Source organism: Aeromonas sp. QDB25 (genome assembly GCF_027707725.1).
Lineage (GTDB): Bacteria > Pseudomonadota > Gammaproteobacteria > Enterobacterales > Aeromonadaceae > Aeromonas > Aeromonas caviae.
Window position 1 is genome coordinate 106,062 of the sequence record NZ_JAPCIZ010000002.1, and the last position, 19,611, is coordinate 125,672.

At 64.8% G+C, this 19,611-nt stretch carries 16 protein-coding genes; 7 read left to right on the top strand and 9 right to left on the bottom strand.

From position 1 onward, the window contains the following. Window positions 1-52: 52 nt before the first annotated feature. Window positions 53-766, bottom strand: coding sequence for an AcvB/VirJ family lysyl-phosphatidylglycerol hydrolase (locus tag PG883_RS01360; RefSeq protein ID WP_270806871.1), 714 nt, complete (start codon window positions 764-766; stop codon window positions 53-55). Between the two features lie 10 nt (window positions 767-776). Beyond that, window positions 777-3,332, bottom strand: coding sequence for a bifunctional lysylphosphatidylglycerol flippase/synthetase MprF (mprF, locus tag PG883_RS01365; protein ID WP_270806872.1), 2,556 nt, complete (start codon window positions 3,330-3,332; stop codon window positions 777-779). Between the two features lie 219 nt (window positions 3,333-3,551). On the opposite strand from mprF, the gene PG883_RS01370 reads away from it, so the two are divergent. From PG883_RS01370 to PG883_RS01380, 3 genes are all read left to right on the top strand, one after another. Then, window positions 3,552-4,262 (top strand): metallophosphoesterase, encoded by a 711-nt coding sequence (locus PG883_RS01370; protein WP_042881595.1) that lies wholly within the window; start codon window positions 3,552-3,554, stop codon window positions 4,260-4,262. A gap of 178 nt (window positions 4,263-4,440) precedes the next feature. Next, window positions 4,441-5,868 (top strand): exodeoxyribonuclease I, encoded by a 1,428-nt coding sequence (sbcB, locus tag PG883_RS01375; RefSeq protein ID WP_270806873.1) that lies wholly within the window; start codon window positions 4,441-4,443, stop codon window positions 5,866-5,868. A gap of 148 nt (window positions 5,869-6,016) precedes the next feature. Beyond that, a complete protein-coding gene (locus PG883_RS01380; protein ID WP_039038881.1) occupies window positions 6,017-6,523 on the top strand; it encodes a hypothetical protein in 507 nt (168 codons plus the stop codon). A 58-nt stretch (window positions 6,524-6,581) separates the two neighbouring features. Here the strand turns inward: PG883_RS01380 and PG883_RS01385 are convergent, their stop codons facing one another. After that, window positions 6,582-8,297, bottom strand: coding sequence for a glycoside hydrolase family 36 protein (locus PG883_RS01385; RefSeq protein ID WP_270806874.1), 1,716 nt, complete (start codon window positions 8,295-8,297; stop codon window positions 6,582-6,584). Between the two features lie 129 nt (window positions 8,298-8,426). Here PG883_RS01385 and PG883_RS01390 point away from each other — a divergent pair, with 129 nt between their 5' ends. The 3 genes from PG883_RS01390 to cdd all read left to right on the top strand — a co-directional run bounded on the left by PG883_RS01390 (window position 8,427) and on the right by cdd (window position 10,639). After that, on the top strand, window positions 8,427-8,786 hold the full coding sequence (locus tag PG883_RS01390; protein ID WP_201888916.1) for a CidA/LrgA family protein: 360 nt from the start codon (window positions 8,427-8,429) through the stop codon (window positions 8,784-8,786). 58 nt (window positions 8,787-8,844) lie between these two features. Continuing rightward, window positions 8,845-9,531, top strand: coding sequence for an LrgB family protein (locus PG883_RS01395; RefSeq protein WP_151027702.1), 687 nt, complete (start codon window positions 8,845-8,847; stop codon window positions 9,529-9,531). A 226-nt stretch (window positions 9,532-9,757) separates the two neighbouring features. After that, the gene (gene cdd, locus PG883_RS01400; RefSeq protein ID WP_010674459.1) at window positions 9,758-10,639 is read left to right on the top strand and encodes a cytidine deaminase; all 882 of its coding nucleotides are present in this window, start codon (window positions 9,758-9,760) and stop codon (window positions 10,637-10,639) included. A gap of 799 nt (window positions 10,640-11,438) precedes the next feature. On the opposite strand, the gene PG883_RS01405 is transcribed toward cdd, so the two are convergent. The 3 genes from PG883_RS01405 to PG883_RS01415 form a co-directional block, all read right to left on the bottom strand. Further along, complete coding sequence (locus PG883_RS01405; RefSeq protein WP_270806875.1) at window positions 11,439-13,103, bottom strand: AMP-binding protein; 1,665 nt, start codon at window positions 13,101-13,103, stop codon at window positions 11,439-11,441. 99 nt (window positions 13,104-13,202) lie between these two features. Next, entirely contained in the window at window positions 13,203-13,481 is a 279-nt protein-coding gene (locus tag PG883_RS01410) for a YfcL family protein (RefSeq protein ID WP_010674457.1), read from the bottom strand. A 107-nt stretch (window positions 13,482-13,588) separates the two neighbouring features. After that, the gene (locus PG883_RS01415) at window positions 13,589-14,704 is read right to left on the bottom strand and encodes an ATP-NAD kinase family protein (RefSeq protein WP_042881832.1); all 1,116 of its coding nucleotides are present in this window, start codon (window positions 14,702-14,704) and stop codon (window positions 13,589-13,591) included. 117 nt (window positions 14,705-14,821) lie between these two features. On the opposite strand from PG883_RS01415, the gene PG883_RS01420 reads away from it, so the two are divergent. Next, complete coding sequence (locus PG883_RS01420; protein WP_010674455.1) at window positions 14,822-15,544, top strand: TerC family protein; 723 nt, start codon at window positions 14,822-14,824, stop codon at window positions 15,542-15,544. An 86-nt stretch (window positions 15,545-15,630) separates the two neighbouring features. Here the strand turns inward: PG883_RS01420 and aroG are convergent, their stop codons facing one another. From aroG to serC, 3 genes are all read right to left on the bottom strand, one after another. After that, entirely contained in the window at window positions 15,631-16,686 is a 1,056-nt protein-coding gene (gene aroG / locus PG883_RS01425; protein ID WP_041212942.1) for a 3-deoxy-7-phosphoheptulonate synthase AroG, read from the bottom strand. 197 nt (window positions 16,687-16,883) lie between these two features. Beyond that, complete coding sequence (gene aroA, locus PG883_RS01430) at window positions 16,884-18,164, bottom strand: 3-phosphoshikimate 1-carboxyvinyltransferase (RefSeq protein WP_042863731.1); 1,281 nt, start codon at window positions 18,162-18,164, stop codon at window positions 16,884-16,886. A 170-nt stretch (window positions 18,165-18,334) separates the two neighbouring features. Continuing rightward, window positions 18,335-19,423 (bottom strand): 3-phosphoserine/phosphohydroxythreonine transaminase, encoded by a 1,089-nt coding sequence (gene serC / locus PG883_RS01435; protein WP_270806876.1) that lies wholly within the window; start codon window positions 19,421-19,423, stop codon window positions 18,335-18,337. Window positions 19,424-19,611: the final 188 nt, after the last annotated feature.

The following is a 19,611-nucleotide window of genomic DNA, read 5'->3' on the forward strand; positions in this document are numbered from 1 at the left end:
GGCAACAGGGCGGCCATTGGCCGCCCTGTGTCGTTTTCCCGGCCTCTCGCCGTTATTGGGCCAGGCCCAGGTGCCCGGCAATCTGCTGGTACAGGGTCTGGTAGTTGTCGTCGAAGTGGTGGGAGCCCGGCAGGGTCACCGTCGTCACGTTCGGCTGCTGCAAGCGCGGACAGAGTTTGACCGGGGAGTCATCCTCCGCGCCCTGCACGCAGAGCAGCGGCAGAGTCTGGATCCGTGTCACCTCCGGCAGGGTGGGATAGCGGCCCCCCTTGTCGTGCACCACCATGTCGCTGACGTGGATCTCGAAATCCGACGCCGTCGAGGGGGAGAGCATCACGGCCCCCGCCAGGCTGTCGCGATAGGCCTGCGGCAGACGATTGATGACGAAGGGCACTATCTCGGCACCAAAGGAGAAACCCACCAGCAACCAGCGCTGGCGCCCCCAACGGGACTGGTACTCGGTGAGGATGCGCACCAGATCCGCCGTCGCCTGCTCCGGCGTCTTCTTCTTCCAGTAATAGGAGAGCGAGCTCCAGCCCACCACCGGCATGCCGTGGGCCTGCAACTGGGCGCTGAGCCCCTTGTCCAGCGCCGCCCAGCCGCCATCCCCGCTCATGAAGACCACCATGGGGGCGGACGAGGCTTGCGCCACGGGCAACTCCACCAGCCCCAGATCCGCGCCGACCCGCTCCGGTTGGGCGGCCACCGCCGGCAAGGTGAACGAAGAGACGAAACAGCAAATCAACAGCAACAACATGGCTCTCATGGGCCAACTCCTATTTCTTCATGAGCCCGAAGGGGCCGCGACTGATGAGGGAGACGAGATGGGTCAGGGTGCGGGGCAGCACCAGATGACCGGTACAGAGCAGGTAGCGGGGCTCCCACCTTGGGCCGAACTTCTCCTTGTAACGCCGCAGTCCCTGGAAGTTGTAGAAACGGCTGCCCCGGGTGAACAGGGTGTTGCCAAGGCGGGCCCAGTAACCGCCGAGGGGGTTGTCGTTGAAGCCCGACATGGGGGCCATCCCCAGGTTGAAGCTGGCATAACCCTCCTGCTTGCCCCACAGCAGGAGCTCGACAAACAGGAAATCCATGACAGGCGCCGCCCCCGTGTCCAGGCTGTAGCGCATCAGATCGATGGAGAGGCTCTCCTTGTTGTCGCTGGTCCAGAGGTTGGCAAACCCGACGATCTGCCCCTCCCGCCGCACCAGCGCCATCGGGTTGAGGGTGAGGTAGGCGGGATCGAAACTGCCCACGGAGAAGCCCTTCTCCCTGCCCTGCTTGCTGTGCAGCCAGCTGTCGGAGATCCCCTTCAACTCGGACAGCAGGGGGGCAATCTCACCGGGGGCCACCACCTCGAAGCGCAGCCCTTCCCGCTTGCCTTTGGCGTGACTCTGGCGCAGGTTGCGCAGGCGACTGCCGGCGAGATCGAAGCTCGGCAGATCCACGATGGCCTCCTCCCCCAGCTTGAAGGGGATGAGCCCGAGATCCAGATAGACAGGCAGATATCGGGCCGACACCTGGTAGAAGACCGGGCTGACGTCGTGCTCGTCACAGCGCTCGCGAAACTGCCAGAGCAGCTCCTCCACGAGGGAGGGCTGGCCGACGGGATCCCCCATCACTATCCAGCTGCTGCCCTCGGCCCCGTACATGAGGAACGCCTCGCCGCTGGGGTGGAACAGCAGGGACTTGTCCCCGAGCTGGGCCAGGTAGCCGTGGCCTCCCCCTGCCCGCATCACCAGCCCATGGGCACGGGAGAGCACCTCGGCATCCGGCTTGCCGACGGGCAGGCGCAAGGGGGCCAGCAAATGGGCCACCCCGACCACCGCCAGCACGCCGATGACACTCCCCATGGCGCGCAGGGCGCGGGAGGCGGCCCCGGGCCCGTGGGCCGAGACGTGCAGCCAGAGGGAGGGGTCGTACTCCACATGGCGGTAGGAGAAGAGCAGCAACCACAAGGCCCCCAGCAGCACGGCCCCCACCGACATCAGCCAGGAAGGGGTGAACCGGGCGTGAAGCAGGGAACCCTTGCGATAAAAGAGAGGGCGGCAGGGGGTGATGATGAGCAAGAAGCCCCCGAGCAGCAGGGCGGACTCCCAGTCAAACCCCTTGAACAGGGAGAACAGCATGCCAAGCCCCAGCAGCCACTGGGTGATCCTGAATGCCCCGTCATGACGGCGGTAGAGGCTGTGGGCCAGCAACAGCAGCAACACGCCGCTGACGCTGCCGAGCACATGGGAGAGCTCCAGCAGGTGCAGGGGCAACACCTGCAGGAAGGCTTCGATGCGCCCCTTCATGGTGGGGATCATCCCGGAGCAGAGCAGCAGGGTGCCCGCCGCGAAGGTACCCATGCTCACCAGGGCGGGCACAAACTCCCGGGTCGCCATCATCACCCCCTGCAGCCGGTGCAGGCGGGCCCGCTGTTGCAGCAGCTCCTGACCTGCGAACAGCAGCAGGGCACAGAGGAAGGGCAGGAAGTAGTAGACGCAGCGGTAGATAAGCAGGGAGGCGAGCAGCTTGTCCACCGGCAGATAGTGGGTGAGCAGCAGGCTCATGCTCGCCTCGAAGACCCCGATGCCCCCCGGCACATGGGCCAGCACCCCGAGCAGACTGGAGAGCACGAAGGCACTGAGCAGCACCGGATAGGGCACGCTGCCCGATGGCAGCAGCACATAGAGCACGGCGGCGGCGGCCATCCAGTCAAGCAGGGCGATGAGCAGTTGCAGCAGGCGGTATCTGATGCGCGGCAGGAACAGCGGGTGTCCGCGCCAGACCAGGGCAGCCCCCGGCCACACCAGATATGCCAGCACCGTCAGCAGGGCCAGGCCCCCCGCCAGTTGCAACAACCCGGTCGCCCAGCGGGGCCAGTCCACCAGCAGGGCCGCCCCCTGCCCCAGCAGCAGGGCACTGCCCCCCCAGCCCAGCAGACCGAGGAAGAAGGTGATGGAGCAAAAGAGGATCACCCTGGCCACCTCCCCGGTGCCAAGCCCCAGGGAGGAGTAGAGCCGGTAGCGTACCGAGGAGCCGGTAAGCAGTGCAAAGCCCAGGGTGTTGGAGAAGGTGTAGGCGATGAAGGAGGTCATCCCCACCTGCTGCCAGGGCAGGCGTTTGTCCAGCACCTTCAGGGCCAGCAGATCGTAGCAGCAGAGGCAGCCATAGCTGAGCAGGGTGAGCAGCAGGGCGCCCCCCAACTGCGGCAAGGGTTGTGACCAGATGGCCTGGCGGATGTCGTGCCAGTGCCACAGGTGGGTCAAATGATAGAGGACGGTCAAGGCCGCCCCCAGCAGCAGCAGGCTGCACAGGGGGCCTATCCAGATCAACAGCTGACGCCGCATTCAAGATTCCTGTCAAAAAGCGTGGAGAAAGAGAGGCTCCGAAAGCGGGCGGACAAGGCGCCCTCCCGGAGTGACTCCCCCAGAGGCGGCGCGTGACGCCGCACGTTCACGGGGGCAATCCCATGATTTACCAGGCCCTGCCCGCTCGCCACTTTTCTTCTGTAACCTTATGTACAGGCAGACAAAACATCCCCGTCCGGGATAGAGGCAGGAGACGCCATGACCCCCTCCCCCCTGATAAGACGCTTCCCCCAAAACGCCCAGGGGCGCGATCTGGCCGTCGGCGACATCCACGGCCACTTCGCCCTGTTGCAGCAGGCCCTCGACACCCTGGATTTTGATCCCGCCCGGGACCGTCTCTTCAGCGTCGGGGATCTGGCGGATCGCGGGCCCGAGTGCAGCGAGGTGATCCACTGGTTGGCCAGGCCCTGGTTTCACCCGGTCTGCGGCAATCACGACGACTACGTCTGCCGTTACGAGAGCTGCGATCGGGAGAACTGGATCCGAAACGGCGGCGGCTGGTTTCAGCAGCTGACCCCTGCCGAGCAGGCGGCGTTCGCCGTCCACTACCGCAGCCTGCCCCTGGCCATCGAGGTGCAGACCAGCCAGGGACCCGTCGGGCTGCTTCACGCCGATTGCCCCTTCTCCTCCTGGCAGGGGCTGCTGGACCAACTCGATGCCGGAGTGAGCGGCGGACGACTTCGGGCCATCAAGAACGTCTGCCTCTGGTCAAGGCGCCGTATCGAACGGCTGGACGAGGACGGGGTCGCGGATCTCGCCGCCCTGGTGGTGGGCCACACTCCGGTGAGGGTGCCGGTGCGCCTTGGCAACGTCCACTACATCGACACCGGCGGCTGGTATCCCGAGGAGGGCGGCTACTTCACCCTGCTGGACCTCAATACCCTGACCCCTCACTTTCCCCAGCCCTGAGCCGGACCGATGGGATGACCAGGCTCACGGACAACGCCCACTGCCCATTAAAGCGCCAGGCGAACGCCCCGGACTTCGCTCTGCCAGCGCGATGGTTTACCATGCAGGCAATTGCGGTGCATGGCACCCCCACCCAGGCGCCAGGCGCCGCCGTCATCGGATACTCCTTTCGAGCAACATGAGCACATCAGCGCACCCGGCCAGCGGGCCCACGTTCTACTTCCACGACTACGAGACCTTCGGCATCAGCCCGGCCAGGGACAGACCCGCGCAGTTTGCCGGCATTCGTACCGACGGGGATTTCAACGTCATCGGCGAGCCGCTGGTGATTTACTGCAAGCCGCCGGCGGATTACCTGCCGGAGCCGGAAGCCTGCCTCATCACCGGCATCACGCCGCAAAAGGCGATGAAGGACGGCCTGTGCGAGGCGGACTTCATCCGCCAGATCCACGCAGAGTTCGCCACCCCGGGCACCTGCGTGCTCGGCTACAACAGCATCCGCTTCGATGACGAGGTGACCCGCTACACCCTCTATCGCAACTTCTATGACCCCTATGCCTACGCCTGGCAGAACGGCAACTCCCGCTGGGACATCCTCGACATGCTGCGGGCCTGCTACGCCCTGCGCCCGCAGGGGATAGAGTGGGCCGTCGATGAAGAGGGCAAGCCGAGCTTCAGGCTGGAGAAGCTGACGGTGGCCAACGGCGTGGCCCACGCCAACGCCCACGATGCGCTCTCGGATGTGCTGGCCACCATCGAGATGGCCAGGCTGGTGAAAAAAGCCCAGCCCAAGCTCTTCGAGTACCTCTTTGATCTTCGCAACAAGAACAAGGTGAAGGCCCTCATCGACGTGGTGACCATGAAACCCCTGGTGCACGTCTCCGGCATGTTCTCCCCCTGGCAGGGGTGTGCGAGCTGGGTGTCGCCGCTCGCCTGGCACCCCACCAACCAAAACGCGGTGATCATGGTGGATCTGACCCGTGACCCGACTCCGCTTATCGAGCTCTCCTGCGAGGAGATCCGCGAGCGCCTCTACACCAAAAAAGAGGAGCTGGGGGATCTGGCCGGCATTCCGGTCAAACTGGTGCACATCAACAAGTGCCCGGTACTGGCCCCGGCCGCCACCCTGACCCCGGAGCGGGCGGACGAACTGGGCATCAATCGGGCTCAGTGCCGCAAGAGCCTGGATCTGCTGCGGGCCCACCCCGAGGTGCGGGAAAAACTGGTGGAGGTGTTCAACCAGGAGTTTGCCGGCAGCAACGACGGCGACCCCGGCACCCAGCTCTACGCCGGCTTCTTCGGCCACGGCGACAAGTCCACCATGGATCTGGTGCGCGCCACCCCGGCGGATCTGTTGGGGGAGCGGGAGTTTGCCTTCACGGATCCCCGTCTGCCCGAGATGCTGTTCCGTTACCGCGCCCGCAACTGGCCCCACACCTTGAGCGAAGCGGAGCAGAAGCGCTGGCGCCTGCACTGCAGCGACTACTTCAGCCGCCGCCTGCCGGATTATGTGCCGCGCCTGGAAGCCCTGGCGGAACAGAACCAGGGGAACGAACGGAACTTTGCGATTCTAAAGAGTCTCTATCACTACCTTGAAAATCTGTGAGATGTGAGCCGTTTCACAGTTAAAAACCGATGCGTTTCCCCGGCTCGCGACATAATGGGCAGGGAGCCCAAGCTCCTGATAGTGTGAATATTTAGATGCGCTGACGGCATGGATGCCGTGCTTTCGACTGTTGGGGAACTCTCGTTTTATGCGTTCAGCTCTGCCTGCTTTGACACTCGTCGCCTGTGCCCTGCTGCCCCAGGCCGCCCTCGCTGGCGCCCGGTTCGAGGTGCCAGACTACCTCTTGCGCCTGCCGGAGCAGACCTACCGGCTCATCGAGCGCAATTTCAGCACCCTCTACCAGCAGACCGACTTCACCCCGCAAATCACCAACAGCTATTTCAACCACTCGGATCTCTACCGCTTCGCCGGCATTCCCCTGGCCATCACGCCGCAAAACGGCTTCCAGATGGAGGTGTTCGGCCAGCTCTACAACAAGTCGTCCCAGATCTATGCCCAGATGAGCCAGGATCTCTCCCTCTATCGCACCCTGCGGGTGGACATGATGGGGGATCAGAGCGACGAGATCGCCATCGGCATGGGGCTCGGCATCCCCCTGACAACCCGCCTCACCGTCAAGGCGCTCGCCTCCAGCAACGAGATCCCGGGCTATGGCTCCGCCAATTACGCCATCGGGATGGAGTGGCACTTCTAGAGACCATTTCGCCACGTAAAAAAGGCTCCCGAGGGAGCCTTTTTGCAGTGCAACGCCATCAGGGGTAGCGGATCACCACCCCCTGCCCCCCTTGCAGCACCAGGGTGCTCCCCAGGGGCGTCTCGTCCCAGAAGTCCGTGCCCCCCGGCGCCAACGGGAACTCGCAGGGGTGCTCCCCCCAGTTGAACAGGCAGAGCAGCTCGCCGCCCCCGGGCAGCGCCACCCGCCCGCGCTCGAATGCCATCCCCTCGAAGCGGGCCGCCGGGGTGCGCGCGGCGCACAGGGCGAGCAGCTTGCCAAGGCGCGCCCCTTGCGCCTCGTCCAGATCCTGCAATCTGTCCCCCGCCAGCACCATGCCACCGCTCGCCACCAGGGCGGCCAGGTGAAAGTCGTACTCGGCGCGGCTCCCGTGCTGGCCCGGGATATCCCGCAGGCAGACGCAGTCGGGGTCCAGCACCCAGAGCCGCTCGTGCTGCCAGGCGCGGCAGAAGGCTTCTCGCGCTATCTGGCGAAAACGGGGGCCCTGGCGCTCCACGTCATCGCTCACCCGCATGCCGTGCACCAGGCCGAGGCTCGGCCACAGCGGCGCATTGCAGCCGAGCAGGAAGGCCCCCTCCCCGGCGCCGCGCAGAATAGCGGCCATGCCGCGCCGATAGGCCTCCACCCGGGTGGCGGCGGGGTCGTGGAAGCGCCCACCGTGGATGGCCCCCCAGAAGTTGGCATCGAGCTTGAAGTAGTGAATGCCCCACTGGGTACGCAGGGTGCGAAATACCTGCTCCAAGTGCGTCTGCACCTCGGGGTGGGTGCCATCCAGCACGTACCAGGGGGTGCAGCGCCAGCCCCCGTAGGTGACCCGCTCCGAGGGGAGCGGCAGGCCATCCTCCCCTTTCACGAACCAGTCAGGGTGATCCTGGAACACTCGGGAGCCGGGCTCGGCGATAAAGGGGGCGACCCAGAGCGCAGGCTCGCAACCGGCGGCGCGGATCTCCCCTGCCAGGGCCGCCACCCCCTCCTCGAACTTGGCGGAAGGGGTGAGCCAGTCCCCCATCCTGGCCTGATAGCCGTCATCTATCTGGACGTAGCGCAGGGCCGGGAAACGCTCGGCCCGCACCGCCAGGTTCTCGCGAATGTCCGCCGCGCTCACGTTCGCGTAGTAGTGATACCAGGAGCACCAGCCGCTCGGGCGCGTGGGCACCTCCCCCACCAGGGAGCCGTGCTCGGCGGCGATATGCTGTGCCAGCGTCGCGAGCAGGGCCTCCCTGTCCGACCCCTCCAGGCAGATCAGCGCCTCGCTCTGCCAGTGCGCACCCGGCGCCAGGGTGCGCCCTTCGGTGTTCATCACGATCTCGAGGCGCCCGTCGGGATGGAGGCGAAACTCCCCGCCAAAGCGCTGGCAGCTCGCAAAGGCCAGCAGCAGCCAGCCCCCCTCCTGCGCCACCAGCAGCAGGTTGTGCACCGTGTGGTAGCCATGGTCGGCGGTGATGCGATAGACAGACGCATCGGGGCAGCGGCCCAGGTGCTCGGGGGCGTTCCAGCGTCCCCCGGTCTGGGCCAGCATCTGGAACCCCTCCCCGTAGATGGCCGCGTCGGGCGCAAGTCCGAGATCCCCCTCAAACAGCCGCCAGTGGTGGACGGCCTCGGACTGCTTCCCTGTGTTGTCGAGCCTCACCCGGCAAAGCGGCCCCTCCCACTGGCGGGTTTGTAGCAGGGTGTCAGGGAGGGCGGGATCGGCGGGCAGTTGGCGCAACCGGGCCAGGAGAGAGGGGGTCGACATGGGAACTCCTTCTTGTGAATGGGGTTGAAGCCGGGCCATTGTATCCCCTGCGGGCCAGTTGACCCTGTTCCCTCCCCCCCGTGCCTGTTAAACTGCGACCTCGCTCACACTTGCCAAGATGAGGCCCCCGTGCTGCTGCAACGCACCCTGCGCTACCTTCGTGATTTTCTGGTCATCATCGCCTGTCTGCTGGCAGGCAAGGCCATGGCGGCCATCCTGCCCTTCGCCTTCCCCGGCAGCATCATCGGCATGCTGCTGCTGTTCGTGCTGCTCTCCTTGCAGATCGTCCGCTTCTCCTGGGTCGAGCTGGGGGGCGGCCTGCTGCTGCGCCACATGGGGGTGCTGTTCGTGCCGGTGGCGGTGGGCCTGGTGGCCTGGCTCGAACCCCTGCGCCAATCCTTCGGTCTCATCATGCTCTGCGTCGTGCTCGGCATCGTGCTCATCCTGGGCGCGGTCGGCCACCTCTATCAAAGGATGAACAAGCCATGATCCTCTGGTTCGCCCTGCCCCTCACCTCACCTTACCCTGTCATCACAAGGATGCAGCCATGATCTTCTGGTTGGCCATTCCCCTGACCCTGGCCCTCTATTTCATGACCCGGGCCCTCTACCGCCGCCTGCCCTGGCCCGTCATCAATCCGGTGCTGATCCCCACCGCCGTCATCATCGGCCTGCTGCTCTGGCTCGATCTGCCTCTGGATCAGTACCAGCAGGGGGCCTCGCCCCTGACCGCCCTGCTGGAACCCGCCGTGGTGGCCCTGGCCCTGCCGCTTTACCAGCAGGCGCGCCAGATCCGCGACAAGCTCACACCCATCCTGGCCTGTACCCTCACCGCGGTGCTCATCTCGGTCTGTACCACCCTGGGGGTCGGCCACCTGATGGGGGCGGATCCGGCGCTGCTCGCCTCCATCGCCACCAAGTCCATCACCACGCCGCTCGCCATGAGCGTCAGCCAGTCCCTCGGCGGCATTCCCGCCATCGCCGCCGCCGTGGTGGTGGTGGTGGGGATCCTGGGGGCCCTGGCGGGCTATCCCCTGCTCAAGCTGATGCGGGTCACCGACCCCGAGGCCCAGGGACTCGCCATGGGAGCCTGCGCCCACGCCATCGGCACCGCCGCCTCCGCCGAGCAGGGGGTGACCCAGGGCGCCTTCTCGTCGCTGGCCATGGTGGTGTGCGGCGTGCTGACCGCAGCCATCGCCCCCCTGCTGTTCGCCCTCTACCACTGGCTGACCTGATCCCCGTTGCCATGGCCGCCCCTGCGGCCATGGCCTCTGTGCCCTTTCACCGTTTCCATCCGATACCCTCACCTCCCTGATGCCGGGAGCTGGCGCACAGATTGCGAAAGACAAACGTTTCCTTTAACATCCTCGCCCCTTTGCCCATCAAGGCGTGAGCGCGCTCACACAATTCGCCGCGCTTGCTCCCTACAATGGCCCCCCAATTGGCCTTTGAGGACACAGTATGCATCCCCGCTTTGCCAAGCCATTCGAGACCCTTTCCGCCCCGCTCCAGGCCGCCCTGCTGCCCATGCTGGGGGACGATTTCCAGGCCCGTTTCACCCCGGACCAGGTCGCGACCCTGAAAGCCGCCACCGGGCTGGATGACAGGGCCCTGCGTCTGGCCTTGCTGCCGCTGGCGGCCGCCTGCTCGGTGGCCCCCATCTCCAGGTTCTTCGTCGGCGCCATCGCCTGCGGCCTGAGCGGCACCTGGTACTTTGGCGCCAACATGGAGTTCGCGGGCCAGGGGCTGTTCCACTCGGTCCACGCCGAGCAGTCCGCCATCTCCAACGCCTGGCTGGGTGGCGAGACCGGGATCTCCGAGATCACCGTGAACTACACCCCCTGCGGCCACTGCCGCCAGTTCATGAACGAGCTGAGCACCGCCAAGACCCTGAAGGTCTCCCTGCCGGACGATCTCAGCGAGCTGCAATCCTTCCTGCCCCACTCCTTCGGCCCCGCCGATCTCGAGATCACCGATGCCCTGATGAGCCCCCAGGCCCATGACGAGCTGGTGCTCGAGAGCGACGACCCCCTGTGGCAGGCTGCGCTCGCCGCCGCCCGCCAGAGCTATGCCCCCTACAGCCAGGGCTATGCCGCGGTGGCGCTGCAGTTCGAGGACGGGCGCATCTTCTGCGGCCGCTATGCCGAGAACGCCGCCTTCAACCCGAGCCTGCCGCCGATGCAGATGGCCTGCGCCCACGCGGTGCTGGGTGGCGAGGATCTCGCCACCGTGCGCCGCGCCGTGCTGCTGGAGAGCAAGGATGGCCAGATCAGCCAGCGGGACTCCGCCCAGTCCACCCTGAAGGCGCTGGGCTCCGTCGAGCTTGAGTACAAAGCCGTCTGACCCCGGCATCCGCCAACGGGAAGGGGAGCTGCGGCTCCCCTTCTTGCTCTCTGCGGCTCTCATCCTGCCCCTCACCCCCTCTCTCTGCGCCTCTGGCGCCGTGCATCAGATGCCCCCCTGCCCCATGTGAGGGCGGCCTCCCTCCGATGACCTTATTTGGCAGACCTCCTCTGCGGTGGCGGGAAGCCCAGGTTAAGGGGCCAATGCCTCCCACCCCGCCCCTTGCGGCCCCCGTGTGTGACCCCAAGATGCATTTGCCAAGCCACTGGGATCCCGCCTTTCCATGGTTTTTGCAAATACCTTCCCTGCTTGTTCCCTCGACGCAGGGCGGTATGGCGGCGGCGGGAAACGTCGGGGAAGGGGTCAATGCCCCGCCCCTTGCGGCCCCCGTGTGTGACCCCAAGATGCATTTGCCAAGCCACTGGGATCCCGCCTCTCCATGGATTTTGCAAATACCTTTCCCTGCCTGTTTCCTCGATGAGGGGCGGCATGGCGGCGGCGGGAAACGTCGGGGAAGGGGTCAATGCCCCTCCCTCGCCCCTGGCGGCCCCCGTGTGTGACCCCAAGATGCATTCGCCAAACCACTGGGATCCCGCCTTTCCATGGATTTTGCAAATGCCTTTCCCTGCCTGTTCCTTCGACGCGGGGCGGCATGGCGGCGGCGGGAAGCATCGGAGAAGGGGTCAATGCACCAGCCCCGCCCGTCCCCTGTCGGCTGCTTCCCCCTGAAATACAGCGGGGGAGCCACTGGCTCCCCCGACTGTCATTGATGTGGCCCATATGGCGGCACCAGCCCCTGTCAGGACTCCCACAGGATGCGCTGGCTGCCGGACCAGCGCTCGCCGATGTCCGCGTATTTTTGTTCCAGCAGGTGGCGGCGGATCTTCATGGTGGGGGTCAGCACCCCGTTCTCGATGTTCCAGGGGCTCTTGACCACCAGGATGCCCCGCAGGCGAGCGTGGGATTCCAGCTTGTCGTTGACCCGGTTGAGGGCAGCCTCCAGCTGGGCCTCCACCCCGGCCTTGTCCCCCTTCATGGCGCTCTCGGCGAGCTGCACCAGGGCGACCGGCTGCGGCATGCCGTAGCCGATGACGCAGAGCTGCTCGATGATAGGCTCCTGCCCGAGCATCCCCTCGATGGGCACCGGGGCCACGTACTTGCCCTTGGCGGTCTTGAAGACGTCCTTCATGCGGCCAGTGATGGTGAGGTAACCCTCCCTGTCCAGCTTGCCCATGTCACCGGTGTGCAGCCAGCCCTCGGCGTCGATGGCCTCTGCACTGTGCTCGGGATCCTTGTAGTAGCCCACCATCATGCCGTCGCAGCGACAGAGGATCTCCCCCTCGTCGGAGATCTTGATGGTCACCCCGGACCCGGCCTTGCCGACGGTGCCTATCTTGTCCGCCCGGAACGGGTAGTTGAGGGTGGAGTAGGCGTGGTTCTCGGTCATGCCCCAGGCCTCGGTGATATGGATGCCGATGCTGTGATACCACTCCAGCAGCGCCGGGGCCACCGGCGCAGAGCCGCAGCCCAGCACCCGCGCCTGATCCAGCCCCAGCCCCTTTTGCAGCTTGCTCTTGATGAGGCTGGAGACGAGGGGGATCTTGAGCAGCAGCGCCAGCTTTTTCTGGGGCAGCTTCTCGTGGATCTTGATGCGGAACATGGCCCAGAGCCGCGGCACCGAGATGAAGACGGTGGGACGGCAGCGCTTGACGTCCTCGATGAAGGTGTCGAGGGATTCGGGGAAGGCGATGGTGGCACCGCTGAACAGGCTGCCGCCGTAGATGTAGACCCGCTCGGTGATGTGGGCAAGGGGCAGGTAGGAGAAGCCGCGATCCTCGGCGGTGAGGGAGACCGCCTCCACCAGCTTCTCGCAGGACCAGGCGTAGCGCTCCACGCTCAGCATGGCCCCCTTGGGCTTGCCGGTGCTGCCGGAGGTGTAGACCAGGCTCAGCAGGGCATCCGGCGCCTGCACCGGGCTGTCCGGGATGGGGTCGTATTGCGCCAGCAGATCGTCCCACTGGTGGGTGGCCGGCATGGTGTCGTAAGGCAGGGCGATACGCAGCAGATCCCCGGGCACCCCCGCCTCCTGGCTCTTCCAGTCGTCCAGCTTGCCGACGAAGATCGCCCTGGTTTCGCTGTGGCGCAGCACGTATTCGATGGTGTCGACGTTGGCGGTGGGGTAGATGGGCACGCTCACGTATCCCCCCATCTGCATCGCCAGATCGGCGATGAACCACTGGGCGCAGTTCTTGGAGAGCAACGCCACCTTGTCACCGGGCACCAGGCCCAGGGCGCGCAGTGCCGACACCATGCGCCGCGCCTCGTCGGCGACCTCACCCCAGGTGAAGTCGACGTATTCGCGGTGGATGGTCTGACGCAGATAGATTCGGTCGGGACACTGCCGCTCCCAGTGATAGAGCATCTCGAGCGGCAGTCTGGTGGCAATGCGTGAGGTGGAGGCCATGGTTTAATCCCTGAAACAAAAGGCGAGCCTCATTATTAACCTTTTGATAACACTCAGGGAAGCAGATTACTTAAACTTGTGTTTGAACTGCGAATGGGATCAAGCTTCCGCCTGGGCCTGCAGACGCTTCCACATCTCCTGCACCAGCACCTCGTCCTGCTCGGAGAGCTCACCTTGCAAGATGGCCTCGTTCAGGCTGCGCAGCACATAGCTCTTGACGTCCCGCACCAGGGTCTTGCCCTCCAGCTCGGCGCGCGCCACCGCAAGGGAGATGTGCCCTCGCAGATAGCCACCCGCAAACAGCTCGTCTTCGCTGGCCGTGGCGACCATGGCGTCGATCAGTCCCAACAACTTGTGTTCAAAATCGTGAATCGTCATTTAACGCAGCCTCATTTCCGGGGTTGCCGGCAAAAAATTCGGGGAGTGGAACCGCGATCCGGTTGATCGCGGCTCTCTGGCGCCAGGCCAGCCGCATCCTTGATGTCCTATTCCGGGTTGGCCACCGGGTAGATGACCTGATCCTTGTATCCCGTGGTTATGCGCAGATAACCACTCAACGACCGGTTCAGTGCCGGATCGTCGGTGTCCACCAGCAGCGGACGGCCTTCTAGCGCCGCCAGCTTGGCTTTGGTGGCGAGCACCTGGATATGCTCGCGCCCGACGGCCCGGATCACGTCTGGACTCAATTGCTGATTTCCGCGCCCGAACAGATGTCCCTGACCGCCGATCAGGGTGATGATCAGACGGCAGCGACGGCCGCGGATCCGGGTCAGGATCTCGGCGGCGGACAGATCCTGCCCGATAAGCCGGCCATTTTCCACCAGATCCACACCGAGCAAGGTATTTTCCAGACCCAGCTCCCCCATGCAGGCGGCCACCGTGCTCCCCGACCCCATCAGGTAGAGGGTATCGGGCTCCATCTGCTCAACCACACCGGCGGCAAGATCGGCGAGCACCAGCTCCTCGGACTCCCGCCCCCCCTGCTTGACCGCCTGCACGTAGCGCAGATCCCCGGGCACCAGCAGCTGGCCGTAGTGGCGGGCGCGCACCTTGCCGGCGCGAAACGCCTCCTCGTCGATGTCCATCACCTCCGCATCCACCAGGCTCAGAAGCTCCCCTGCGATCATTCTGGCCGCCACCCGGCCGCTCGCCGCCGGCGTCACCCCGTAGACCCCGGAGTGGATTTTGCACCCCGCCGGGATGCCGAGCACATGGCAGGACTCCCCCACCGCCGCGCAGATGTCACGGGCGGTGCCATCGCCACCGGCGAAGAGCAGCAGATCCACCCCGGCATCGCGCAGGGCCAGGGCGGCAGCCCGGGTGTCCTCGGCGCTCGTCTGCGCCCCGGCAGGCCGATGGACGATGCGATGGGGCAGCCCCAGCTCGGCGGCGAGGTCGGCCCCCATCTCTTCGGCCACCGTCAGCAGCTCGAATGACGTGGTCAGCTCGCACAGGGGCAACAGGGCCTGGCGGGCCCGCTCCCGGGCCTTGGGGACGGCCCCGCGCGCCAGCGCCTCGGCGACCATGCCGTCACTGCCCTTGAGACCGACGGCCCCGCCGATGCCGGCGACGGGGTTGATGATGAGCCCTAATCGAAACATGTTTCCCTCCTGTTGGATCGCCGCCATTTTTATCTTTTCCCGCCACTGGGACAAGCCATGACCCCCTGCTAAAATGCGCGGCTTCTACCTCAATCACTGTTCAACCAAGGTTCAATCATGCTGGAATGGATTGCGGACCCCTCCGCCTGGGTCGCGCTCGCCACCCTGACCCTGCTCGAGATCGTGCTCGGCATCGACAACATCATTTTCATCTCCATCCTGGTGGGTCGCCTGCCGGAAGCCCAGCGCCAGAAAGCGCGCATCCTGGGGCTGGGGCTCGCCATGGGCACCCGCATTCTGCTGCTGCTCTCCCTGGCCTGGGTGATGCGCCTCACCGAGCCCCTCTTCACCGTGCTGGGGGAAGCCATCTCGGGACGGGATCTCATCCTGCTGGTGGGGGGTCTGTTCCTCATCGCCAAGAGCACCCACGAGATCCACCAGAGCCTGGAAGGGGCCGCCGAAGAGGCGGGTGTGGTGAGCAAGACCGCGGGCTTCCTGTCCACCCTGGTGCAGATCGCCATCCTCGACATCATCTTCAGCCTGGACTCCGTCATCACCGCCGTGGGCATGGCGGATCATGTCCCTGTCATGGTGCTGGCCATCATCATCGCCGTCGGCGTCATGATGTTTGCCGCCAAGGCCATCGGCGACTTCGTCGATACCCACCCCACCATCAAGATGCTGGCCCTCTCCTTCCTTATCCTGGTCGGGGTGGCGCTGATGGCCGAAGGGCTGGATCTGCACATTCCCAAGGGTTACATCTACTTCGCCATGGCCTTCTCGCTGGTGGTGGAGATGATCAACATCCGCCTGCGCGGCCACCAGGAGCGGGCCAAGTAAACCGCGACCTGCCGAGAGATGGCCAAACAAAAAGCGCGACCCAGGGTCGCGCTTTTTTATTGCCCCGCCAACGGGGCGCCTTGGGCTCAGAGGGCGTTGCGAGCGGCCACGGCGTCCGCCAGGTTGCGCAGCAGCACCTCGGTATCGGCCCAGCCGATGCAGGCGTCGGTGATGCTCTGGCCGAAGGTGAGCTCGCACCCGTCCACCAGATCCTGACGCCCTTCCACCAGGTGACTCTCCACCATGACGCCGAACACCGCCTTGCTGCCGGCACGCAGCTGACCGGCCACGTCCTCGGCCACCAGCATCTGGTTCTTGAACTGCTTGCTGCTGTTGGCGTGGCTGAAGTCGATCATCACTTTCTGGGGCAGACCGGCCTTGTCCAGACCACTCACCACCTCATCCACGTGACGGGCGCTGTAGTTGGGCTCGCGGCCACCGCGCAGGATGATGTGACAGTCCGGGTTGCCAGCGGTCGAGACGATGGCGGAATGGCCGTACTTGGTCACCGACAGGAAGTGGTGCGGGGCGCTGGCGGCGCCGATGGCGTCGATGGCCACCTTGATGGTGCCGTCGGTGCCGTTCTTGAAGCCCACCGGGCAGGAGAGACCGGAGGCCAGCTCGCGGTGTACCTGGGATTCGGTGGTACGGGCGCCGATGGCCCCCCAGCTCATCAGATCCGCCACGTATTGCGGGGTGATCATGTCGAGGAACTCGGAGGCGGTCGGCAGCCCCATGTCGTTGAGATCCAGCAAGAGCTTGCGACCAAGGCGCAGGCCGTCGTTGATCTGGCAGCTGTTGTCGAGGTAGGGGTCATTGATCAGCCCCTTCCAGCCCACTGTGGTACGGGGTTTTTCGAAGTAGACCCGCATCACGATCTCCAGCTGATCTTTCAGCTCGTCGCGCAGCACCTTGAGGCGTTTGCCGTATTCCAGGGCGGCGACCGGATCGTGGATGGAGCAGGGGCCGATCACCACCAGCAGGCGATCATCGTCGCCGGCCAGGATGTTGTGGATGGCCTGACGGGATTCAAACACGGTGGCCGAGGCGGTGTCGGTCGCCGGAAACTTCTCAAGCACCGCAACCGGGGGCAATAGCTCTTTGATTTCACTGATACGAACGTCGTCGGTTTGATGCTGCATGACCAAGTTTCCTGCTAGATGACTGCGATAAAGAGATCTCAATCTAGCCCTGTGCCGGGTCGGTGTAAATAGAAAATTACATTCTTCGACAAGGAATTTTATTATCGCACCTTGCAAGTTTGCATAATGCTGCTAGGAGGCATGAAAAAAGCGGGGGGCAGAGATGAAAAGGCCCGCACGAAGCGGGCCGAAAGGGCTCAGGCCTGACTGACGCTGGCCAGCTTGTCGAAGTAGTCCGGGAAGGTCTTGGAGGTGCAACCCGGATCATTGATGGTGACCGGCGTATCGGAGAGCGCCACCAGGGAGAAGCACATGGCGATGCGGTGATCGTTGTAGGTGTCGATGGCCGCGTGGGTCAGCTGTGCGGGCGGGATCACGGTGATGAAGTCGTGCCCCTCCTCCACTTCCACGCCCAGCTTGCGCAGCTCGGTCGCCATGGCGTGCAGGCGGTCGGTCTCCTTCACCCGCCAGTTGTAGATGTTGCGGATGGTGGTGGTGCCCTCGGCAAACAGCGCCGTGGTGGCGATGGTCATGGCCGCATCCGGGATGTGGTTCATGTCCATGTCGATGCCCTTGAGCGGCCCCTGCTCGGCCTCGATGAAGTCATCGCCCCAGGTGATGCGTGCCCCCATCTTCTCCAGTACGTCGGCGAAGTGGATGTCCCCCTGGATGCTGTGCTTGCCGATGCCGGTAACCCGTACCTTGCCCTTGATGGCGCCCGCCGCGAGGAAGTAGGAGGCGCTGGAGGCATCCCCTTCCACCAGGAAGTCCCCCGGGCTGACATAGGTCTGGTTGCCCTTGATGTAGAACACCTTGTAGTCGTCGTGCTCGATGACCACCCCGAACTGCTTCATGATGTGCAGGGTGATGTCGATGTAGGGCTTGGAGACCAGCTCCCCCTTGATGTGGATGCGGGTGTCGCCGGCCGCCATGGGGGCCGCCATCAAAAACGCCGTCAGGAACTGGCTGGAGACGGAGCCGTCGATGTGGACATCGCCACCCCAGAGCCCCTTGGCATCCACCACCAGGGGCGGATAGCCATCTTTCTTCAGGTACTGGATGTGGGCACCCGCTTCGCGCAGGGCATCCACCAGGTGGCCGATGGGGCGCTCTTCCATGCGCGGCTCGCCACCCAGGGTGTACTCGCCGGAGCCCAGGCACAGGGCGGCGCACAGGGGGCGCATGGCAGTACCGGCATTGCCGAGGAACAGGTTGACCGGTGCCGAGACCGCGAAGCTGCGACCCAGACCGTGCACGGTGCACTCGGTCTTGTCGGCGGAGAGCTTGTACTTGACGCCGAGCTGGGTCAGCGCCGCCAGCATGTGGCGGATGTCATCGCTGTCGAGCAGGTTGGTCAGCCGGGTGGTGCCCCGGGCCAGAGCCGCCAGCAGCAGGGCCCGGTTAGAGACACTCTTGGAGCCGGGCAGATTGACCACCCCGGCCACGCTAGAAATGGGTTCCAAACGCAACGAATTCATAGACTTCCTGTTCGATCTCAATTAAATCACCTGACCGGACGTTAACAGCCCGCGTCCCCCGCGGCAAGTTCGACAGTGGCACGACCGCGGGAGAGGGCGGCCTGGGTCAGGATGGGTCTGAAAAACAGACGCCGGGGAGTCCCCGGCGTCTGGCAATGGGGAGACACGCCTCAACCGTGGCGTTTGGCAAAGTCATCCATAAAGCTGACCAGGGCCTTGACCCCTTCCAGGGGCATGGCGTTGTAGAGGCTGGCGCGCATGCCACCGACGATGCGGTGTCCCTTTAGGGCCAGCAGACCGGCCGCTTCCGATTCCGCCAGGAACAGCTTGTCCAGAGCCTCGTTTTTCAGCTGGAAGGGCACGTTCATGCGGGAACGGCAGGCCACATCCACCTTGTTGCCATAGAAGCTCGACTGATCGAGGTAGCCGTAGAGGAAGTCGGCCTTCTCCTTGTTGCGTGCTTCCATCGCCGCCAGGCCACCCTGCTCCTTGAGCCACTCGAACACCAGACCGGCCAGGTACCAGGCGTAGGTGGGGGGCGTGTTGAACATGGAGTCGTTCTTGGCGGTGAGCTGGTAGTCGAAGATGGACGGCACATCGGCGCGGGCCTGGTTCAGCAGGTCGTCGCGCACGATGGCGATGGCCAGACCAGAGGGGCCGATGTTCTTCTGGGCACCGGCGTAGAGGATGCCGAAGCGGCTCACGTCGAGGGGACGGGAGAGGATGGTGGAGGAGAGATCCGCCACCAGGGGCACATCGCCGGTGGCCGGGATGTCGAACATCTCGATGCCATCGATGGTTTCGTTCGGGCAGTAGTGCACATAGGCGGCATCGGCGCGAAACGCCGGCGTCGGCAGCATGTGGGAGACCCCCTGCTCGTTCTTGGCCACCCCCTGGAAGGTCTGGATGTCACCGTATTTCTGGGCTTCATCCACGGCGCTCTGGGCCCAGACGCCGGTCACCAGGTAATCTGCCTTCTTGTTGGCGCCACCCAGCAGGTTCATGGGCACGGCGGAGAACTGGCCGCGGCCACCGCCGTGCATGAAGAGCACCTTGTAGTTGTCCGGCACCGCCAGCAGGTCGCGCAGGTCCGCTTCGGCCTTCTCGGCGACCGCCATATAGGGCTTGCCGCGATGGGAAAGCTCCATGACCGAGGCTCCCAGCCCCTGGAAATTACAAAATTCGCGCTGGGCGCGCTCCATGACTTCAACCGGCAACATGGCGGGGCCGGCGCAGAAGTTGTAAATCTGTTTGCTCATGACGCTTTCCGTGAATGGATGTGTGTGATCGGTGACTCGAACGTTTTTACACGACAGCCCCCCGTGGGGGCAAAGGCTTTTTGGGATCCAGCGCAACCTTTTGCCCCGGCGCCACCGGGCCCCCATCAGACAAAAGCCCTGAACGGGCCAGGGCTTGCAGAGAATATGCATGGAAACGGGGGCGAGAC